The sequence below is a fragment of the Microterricola pindariensis genome, assembly GCF_002936985.1.
In the GTDB taxonomy this organism is placed as follows: Bacteria; Actinomycetota; Actinomycetes; order Actinomycetales; family Microbacteriaceae; genus Microterricola; species Microterricola pindariensis.
Genome location: NZ_MPZN01000104.1, coordinates 1 through 7,738 on the forward strand (window position 1 = coordinate 1; position 7,738 = coordinate 7,738).

Annotated in this window: 7 protein-coding genes; 6 read left to right on the top strand and 1 reads right to left on the bottom strand. The window is 68.6% G+C overall.

The genetic code is table 11. The features are described from left to right. From GY24_RS16765 to pstB, 6 genes are all read left to right on the top strand, one after another. On the top strand, positions 1–1,780 hold a 1,780-nt coding region (locus tag GY24_RS16765; protein ID WP_104477713.1), incomplete at its 5' end, for an RNA degradosome polyphosphate kinase. Continuing rightward, positions 1,777–2,712 (top strand): NUDIX hydrolase, encoded by a 936-nt coding sequence (locus GY24_RS16770; protein WP_104477715.1) that lies wholly within the window; start codon positions 1,777–1,779, stop codon positions 2,710–2,712. The genes GY24_RS16765 and GY24_RS16770, both read left to right, overlap by 4 nt. 331 nt (positions 2,713–3,043) lie before the next feature. Then, on the top strand, positions 3,044–4,144 hold the full coding sequence (gene pstS, locus GY24_RS16775; protein ID WP_104477717.1) for a phosphate ABC transporter substrate-binding protein PstS: 1,101 nt from the start codon (positions 3,044–3,046) through the stop codon (positions 4,142–4,144). A gap of 116 nt (positions 4,145–4,260) precedes the next feature. Further along, positions 4,261–5,202, top strand: a complete 942-nt coding sequence (gene pstC, locus GY24_RS16780; protein ID WP_104477719.1) for a phosphate ABC transporter permease subunit PstC — start codon at positions 4,261–4,263, stop codon at positions 5,200–5,202. After that, positions 5,202–6,287 (top strand): phosphate ABC transporter permease PstA, encoded by a 1,086-nt coding sequence (gene pstA / locus GY24_RS16785; protein WP_104477721.1) that lies wholly within the window; start codon positions 5,202–5,204, stop codon positions 6,285–6,287. The genes pstC and pstA overlap by 1 nt, the downstream gene beginning before the upstream one ends. A gap of 36 nt (positions 6,288–6,323) precedes the next feature. Continuing rightward, on the top strand, positions 6,324–7,103 hold the full coding sequence (gene pstB, locus GY24_RS16790; RefSeq protein WP_083364898.1) for a phosphate ABC transporter ATP-binding protein PstB: 780 nt from the start codon (positions 6,324–6,326) through the stop codon (positions 7,101–7,103). A gap of 23 nt (positions 7,104–7,126) precedes the next feature. Here the strand turns inward: pstB and GY24_RS16795 are convergent. Beyond that, a partial coding sequence (locus tag GY24_RS16795) for an aminotransferase class IV (RefSeq protein WP_104477723.1) occupies positions 7,127–7,738 on the bottom strand: 612 nt, incomplete at its 5' end.

Consider the following 7,738-nt stretch of genomic DNA (forward strand, 5'->3'; position numbering starts at 1 on the left):
GGCGCTGGCGGATGCCGGCATTGACATCGTGCGCTGGGAGGCGCTGGACGCCGCCGAGCAGGAGCGCCTGGACGACTACTTCTCCCGGCAGATCTTCCCCGTGCTGATGCCGCTGGCCGTCGACCCGGCCCACCCGTTCCCCTACATCTCCGGGCTCTCGCTCAACCTCTCTGTGCGCGTGCGCAACACCCGCACCGGCCGGCAGGAGTTCGCCCGCCTCAAGGTGCCGCAGATGCTGCCCCGCTTCCTCGAGATCACCTCGGAGGATCCGACCCGGCAGCGCTTCATCACGCTCGAGGACCTGATCGCCAACCACCTCGGCGACCTGTTCCCCGGCATGGAGATCGTCGCCCACCACGTCTTCCGCGTCACCCGCAACGAAGACGTCGTCGTCGACGAGGACGAGACAGAGAACCTGATCCAAGCGCTCGAGAAGGAGTTGCTGAGACGTCGCTTCGGCCCGCCCATCCGGCTCGAGGTCACCGACGACATGGATGACGTCACCCTCGGCCTGCTCGTGCGCGAGCTGGATGTCAGCGAGCAGGAGGTGTACCGGCTGCCCTCCCCGCTCGACCTCGGAGGGCTGTTCGACCTCGGCCGCATCGACCGCCCCGACCTGCGCTTCCCCAAGCACGTGCCGACGACGAGCGTGCAGCTGCAGCCGATCGAGCCGAACGCGAAACCGGATGTCTTCGCCTCCATCTCCCGCGACGACATCCTCGTGCACCACCCCTACGAGTCCTTCGCCACCAGCGTGCAGGCGTTCATCGAGCAGGCCGCCGCCGACCCGGACGTGCTCGCCATCAAGCAGACGCTCTACCGCACCTCGGGCGACAGCCCGATCGTGGAGGCGCTCATCGATGCCGCCGAGTCCGGCAAGCAGGTGCTGGCCCTGGTCGAGATCATGGCCCGCTTCGACGAGCAGGCCAACATCAGCTGGGCGCGCAAGCTCGAGAAGGCCGGCGTGCACGTCGTCTACGGCTTGGTCGGGCTGAAGACGCACTGCAAGCTAGCCCTCGTCATCCGCCAGGAGCAGGGCGAGCTGCGCCACTACAGCCACATCGGCACCGGCAACTACAACCCGAAGACGAGCCGCATCTACGAGGACCTCGGGCTCTTCACCGCCGACGACCAGGTCGGCAAGGACCTGACCCGGCTGTTCAACGAGTTGAGCGGCTACGCGATCGAGAAGAAGTTCAAGCGCCTGCTCGTCGCGCCGCTGCACCTGCGCAAGGGGCTGCTCAAGCGCATCGACGACGAGACGGCGAACGCGCTCGCCGGGCGGCCGGCCGGCATCCGGATCAAGGTCAACTCGATGGTCGACGAGGCCATCATCGACGCGCTCTACCGGGCCAGCAATGCCGGCGTGCCCGTGGACATCTGGGTGCGCGGCATCTGCAGCCTCAAGCCGGGCGTCGAGGGGATGAGCGCGAACATCCGCGTGCGCTCGATCCTCGGCCGCTACCTCGAGCACTCCCGCATCTTCAGCTTCCTGAACGACGGCGACCCGCAGGCGTACATCGGCAGCGCCGACATGATGCACCGCAACCTCGACCGCCGCGTCGAGGCGCTGGTGCGGCTGGTCGCACCCGAGCACCTGGCCCAGATCGACGCCCTGTTCGAGCGCGCGTTCAACCCGCGCACCAGCGCGTGGGAGCTTGGCGCCGACGGCGTCTGGATCCGGCACCACCTGGACGATGCGGGGCATCCGCTCGATGACCTGCAGAATAGGCTGATGCAGCAAATCGCCCAGAGGAAGCGCCCAGGGGGCCGCCGGTGACAACCGCCATCTACGCGGCAGGTGCCGTCTGCTGGCGGATCGTCGACGGCAAGGTCATGGTTCTCGTCATTCACCGCACGGTGCATGGCGACGTCACCATCCCCAAGGGCAAGGTCGACCCCGGCGAGACGCTGCCACAGACCGCCGTGCGCGAGATCCTCGAGGAGACCGGCCTGGCCATCGCGCTCGGCGTCCCCGTCGGCATCGCCAACTACCCGCTCGGCAACGGCCGCGAGAAGATCGTGCACTACTGGGCGGCCGAGGTCAGCGACGAGGCCATCCAGCGCTCCACCTTCGTGCCCAATGGCGAGGTCGCCGCGCTGGAGTGGGTCACCATCAAGCGCGCCCGCGGCTACCTGAGCTACCCGACCGACGTCGAGATCCTCGAGCACTTCGCCGCGCTGGTCGATGCGGGCGTCACCTCGACGTTCGCCATCATCGCGCTCCGCCACGGCAAAGCCGTCGCGCCGTCGGCGTGGGACGGCCCGGATGCCACCCGGCCGCTGACAGAGCGAGGCGTGCAGCAGGCGGCCGGCAACGTGCCGACGCTCGCCGCCTGGCGCCCGCGCAGGATCGTCTCGAGCACGGCCACCCGCTGCGTGACCACCGTGACTCCGCTGGCCGTCGCGCTCGGCCAGGAGATCCGCCGCACCGAGCTGATCAGCCAGGACGCCTGGGAGGACGGCACCAGCGACGTGCGCGCCGTCGTCGGCAAGCGCGTGCGCGCCCGCAAGACGGCCGTGCTGTGCAGCCACGGCCCGGTGCTGCCCGACATCCTGCGCGAGATCGCGCTGGCCACCGGCACCACCCAGGGCTCCTACCTCTCGGATGCCGCGGCGCTGGAGACCGGAGCCTTCTCGATCGTGCACCTCTCCCGCAGCAACCCCAGCTCCGGCATCATCGCGATCGAGACGCACTCCCCACGCGTCTAGCCGGCCTCGCCCCGCTGGCATCAGTCGCTGGCGCCCTCCCCGCTGGTCGAGGAGGCCCGCCAGGGCCGTATCGAGACCGTGACAGGGCGGGACCGTTCCGCGTGCGAGGTCTCGATACGCTCGTTCCTCGCTACTCGACCAGCGGGGTCTGCGGCATCCGCCGTGGTGCCTGCGAGAACGCCGGGAATCGGCACCCGCATGCGCACATGTCGCCCCGCGTTAACCTCGCGTTCACCGACCGGGGGGATGCTCGTTAACCGAGGAGCCTAGCTTCGACACCAGGCCAGCACCGGCCTGTGTCAAGCATCCGAACCCCCTGAAAGGGACTCACGTGAACATCAAGCGTCTCGGCCGCCCCGCGGTCGTAGCTGTTGCCGCTGCTCTTGTACTTTCCTCGTGCGCCGCGAACGAGGGCACCGCCCCCGCCGGCGACGCCCCCACCGAGACGGCGACCGCCCTCTCCGGTACGCTCAACGCCGCCGGCGCCTCCTCGCAGGGCTCCGCCCAGGAGACGTGGACCGCGTCGTTCCAGACCGCGAACCCCGATGTCACCATCAACTACGACCCGACCGGTTCCGGCGCGGGCCGCGAGAGCTTCTTCGCCGGCGGCGCCGCCTTCGCCGGCTCCGACTCCTACCTCAAGGACGAGGAGCTCGCCGGCGAGTTCGCCATGTGCGCCCCCGGCACCACCGCCGTCGACCTCCCGGTGTACATCTCCCCGATCGCCGTGATCTTCAACATCGAGGGCGTCACCGAGCTGAACCTCGACGCGGCGACGCTCGCCCAGATCTTCAAGGGCGACATCACCGTCTGGAACGACCCGGCCATCGTCGCCCTGAACCCCGACGCCACGCTGCCGGCCACCAACATCACCGCCGTGCACCGCTCCGACGACTCGGGCACCACCAAGAACTTCGCCGACTACCTCAACCAGGTCGCACCGGACGTCTGGACCGAGAAGCCGGCCGACACCTTCCCGTTCCAGACAGGCGAGGGCGCCCAGGGCACCTCGGGCGTCGTCTCCGCCGTCACCACCGGCGTCGGCACCATCGGCTACGCGGACGCCTCGCGCGCCGGTGACCTCGGCGTCGCCAAGATCAAGGTCGGCGACGAGTTCGTCCAGTACACGGCCGAGGCTGCGGCCGCCGTCGTCGCCGAGTCGCCGATGGTCGAGGGCCGCGCGGCCGACGACCTCGCGATCTCGCTGAACCGCAAGACGACCGACCCGACCCACTACCCGCTGGTGCTGGTCAGCTACGCGATCGTCTGCACCGACTACGCAGACGCCAAGGTGGGCGAGCTCGTCAAGAGCTACGTCGGCTTCATGGCCAGCGATGAAGGCCAGAAGGAGGCCGCAGCCTCCGCCGGTGCCGCCCCGCTCTCCGCGGAGCTGCAGACCAAGGTTGCCGATGTGATCGCCTCGATCAAGTAACACGGGATGCCGCTCGCCCGGCCGTCTCGGCAGTCATGCCGAAGCGGCCGGGCACACGGCTTCCCTCCCCCGCAGCACAGTCACACCGAACTACGAAGAAGAGGGATCCAGCCCGCATGACGACAGCCGTCGCCCCGCCGATCAAGGCCAAACAGCGCCCAGGCGACCGCATCTTCTCCACCGCCACCGTGGTGGCGGGAAGCCTGATCCTTGTCGTGCTCGCCGCAGTGGCGATCTTCCTCGTCGCCCAGTCGCTCCCGGCATTCACCGCCGACGAGTCCGCGTTCAAGGGCGGCATCACCAATTTCTGGGATTACGTCTGGCCGCTGGCGTTCGGCACCGTCTGGGCCGCCGCCCTCGCCCTGCTCATGGCCGTGCCCGTCGCGATCGGCATCGCCCTCTTCATCTCGCACTACGCTCCGCGCAAGCTCGCGCAGTCGCTCGGCTACGTCGTCGACCTGCTGGCCGCCGTGCCCTCCGTCGTCTTCGGCCTCTGGGGCATCACCGTGCTCGCCCCGGCCCTGCAGCCGCTCTACTCCCAGCTGGTCGAGTGGTTCGGCTGGTTCCCCCTCTTCGCCGGCCCGGTCTCCGGCACCGGCCGCACCATCCTCACCGTCGCCGTGGTGCTCGCCGTCATGATCCTGCCGATCATGACCGCGCTCTGCCGCGAGGTGTTCCTGCAGACGCCGCGCCTGCACGAGGAGGCCGCCCTGGCCCTCGGCGCGACCCGCTGGGAAATGATCACCATGGCCGTGCTGCCCTTCGGCCGCCCCGGCATCATCTCGGCCGCGATGCTCGGCCTCGGCCGCGCGCTCGGCGAGACGATGGCCGTCGCCATGGTGCTCTCGCCGGCATCCGTGATCAGCTTCGCCCTGCTGCAGTCGCAGAACCCCTCCACGATCGCCGCCAACATCGCCCTGAACTTCCCCGAGGCGCACGGCGTGGGCGTGAACGTCCTGATCGCGACCGGCCTGATCCTGTTCCTCATCACGCTGGCCGTCAACATGGTGGCCCGCTTCGTGATCAACCGCCGCAAGGCCTTCTCGGGAGCGAACTGATGAGCACCACCCTCACCGCGGCCCCCATCACGAACTCGCTCACCGCGGGCATGCTGCCCCGGCGCGCGAGCCTCTGGCTGTTGCTGACCAGCTTCGCCGTGACCGGCGCCTTCTTCGGCGTGCTCTTCGCCGCCGGCATCACCAACGACTTCAACATCGTCGGCACCGTCTTCTTCGGCGTGCTGCTGTTCTGCCTGCTGATCTGGAGCGTCTCTCGCGCCGTCGAGGGCTCCCGCAAGGCGAAGGACCGCCTCGTCACGGCGCTCGTCGCGCTCGCCTTCACGATCGCCCTGCTGCCGCTGATCTCGGTGACGTTCACCACCATCGTAAACGGCCTCCCCCGCTTCGACATGGAGTTCTTCACCCACTCGATGCGCAACGTGGTCGGCCCGGGCGGCGGCGCGCTGCACGCCATCACGGGCACCCTGCTCATTACCGGAGCGGCCGCCCTCATCTCGGTGCCGATCGGCCTGCTCACCGCGATCTACCTCGTCGAGTACGGCCGCGGCAGCCTGGCCCGCGGCATCACCTTCTTCGTCGACGTGATGACCGGCATCCCCTCGATCGTCGCCGGCCTGTTCGCGTTCGCGCTGTTCGCGCTGATCACCAACGACCCCGGCATCCGCTTCGGCATCGGCGGCGCCGTCGCCCTCAGCGTGCTCATGATCCCGGTTGTGGTGCGCTCGAGCGAGGAGATGCTCAAGCTGGTGCCGAACGAGCTGCGCGAGGCGGCCTTCGCCCTCGGCGTGCCGAAGTGGCTCACCGTGCTGAAGGTCGTGCTGCCGACATCCATCGCCGGAATCATCACCGGCATCATGCTCTCCATCGCCCGCGTGATCGGCGAGACGGCCCCGCTGCTGATCATCGCCGGCTTCACCTCGAGCATGAACTACGACCTGTTCAGCGAGCGCATGATGACCCTGCCCGTGTTCGTGTACACGCAGTACATGAACCAGGGCTCCGACATGCAGGCCTACATCGACAGGGCCTGGGCCGGCGCTCTCACGCTGATCCTCATCGTCGCCCTGCTCAACATCATCGCCAGACTCATCGCCAAGTTCTTCACGCCGAAGATCGCGCGCTAGCCCCCGCTCCCGTCGCCACAAGCATCCAAGGAATCAATGTCCAAGCGCATCGAAGTCAACGACCTCAACGTCTACTACAGCAAGTTCCTCGCCGTCGAAGACGTCACCCTCACCATCGAGCCGCGCACCGTGACGGCGTTCATCGGGCCCTCCGGATGCGGCAAGTCCACCTTCCTGCGCACGCTGAACCGCATGCACGAGGTGATCCCCGGTGCCCGCGTCGAGGGCGAGGTGCTCATCGACGGCAACAACCTCTACGGCCCCGGCGTCGACCCCGTGCTGGTGCGCCGCCAGGTCGGCATGGTGTTCCAGCGGCCCAACCCGTTCCCGACGATGTCGATCGGCGACAACGTGCTGGCCGGCGTCAAGCTCAATAACACCCGGATGAGCAAGAGCGACTCCGACGACCTGATCGAGCGCTCGCTGCGCGGCGCCAACCTGTGGAACGAGGTCAAGGACCGCCTGAACCAGCCGGGATCCGGCCTCTCCGGCGGCCAGCAGCAGCGCCTCTGCATCGCCCGCGCCATCGCCGTTCAGCCCGACGTGCTGCTGATGGACGAGCCCTGCTCCGCCCTCGACCCGATCTCGACGCTCGCCATCGAGGACCTGATCGAAGAGCTCAAGAATGAGTACACGATCGTGATCGTGACCCACAACATGCAGCAGGCCTCGCGCGTCTCCGACCGCACCGCCTTCTTCAACATCGCCGGCACAGGCAAGCCGGGCAAGCTCATCGAGTACAACGACACGACGACGATCTTCTCGAACCCGAGCGTGCAGGCGACCGAGGACTACGTCTCCGGCCGCTTCGGTTGATCGTCCCCGCCTGATCCGCTGGGCTAGTCCCGCGGCGAGAGCAGGTACTCGGTGAAGAGCTCCGTGAGCGGGGCGTCCACCGGCATCTGCACGCCGTCGAGCTCGATGACGGCCACGGCCAGGCGCACGCTGGAGACCAGCCAGACGGCATCCGCCGTGCGCAGCTCCTCGATGCTGATGTCGCGGTAGCTCACGGCGTGCCCGTGGCGCTCCAGGTAGTCGAACAGGCTGCGCTGGGTGGTGCCGTGCAGGATCGCGCCGCTCGGGGCGGGCGTTGAGAACACGTCGCCGTGCCGGATGATGACGGATGACGTCGGGCCCTCCATCACGTAGCCGTCGCTGGTGACGAAGATGGTGTCGTCGGCGCCGCGCCGGTGCGCCTCGCGCAGGGCGGCCATGTTCACGGCGTAGCTGAGCGTCTTGGCGCCGAGCAGCAGCCAGGGGGCGCGCTCCGCGACGCCGCGGTCGTAGCCGCGGTCCAGGGTGATGACGCGCACCCCGCTCTGCCGCACCGGGCCGAAGTCGCTCGCCGCGCTGGCGTGAAGCCAGGCGGTCGGGCTCGGGCCGTGCTCGACGCCGCGGCTGAGCACCAGTTTGATCGCCAGCTCGCCCTGGCTGGGGATGCGGGCGACGGC

What these genes read in the sequence shown, in the direction of transcription:
- pstC (WP_104477719.1), top strand. Translation starts at nt 4,261, where the DNA reads ATGACGACAGCCGTCGCCCCGCCGATCAAGGCCAAACAGCGCCCAGGC.
- pstA (WP_104477721.1), top strand. Translation starts at nt 5,202, where the DNA reads ATGAGCACCACCCTCACCGCGGCCCCCATCACGAACTCGCTCACCGCG.
- pstB (WP_083364898.1), top strand. Translation starts at nt 6,324, where the DNA reads ATGTCCAAGCGCATCGAAGTCAACGACCTCAACGTCTACTACAGCAAG.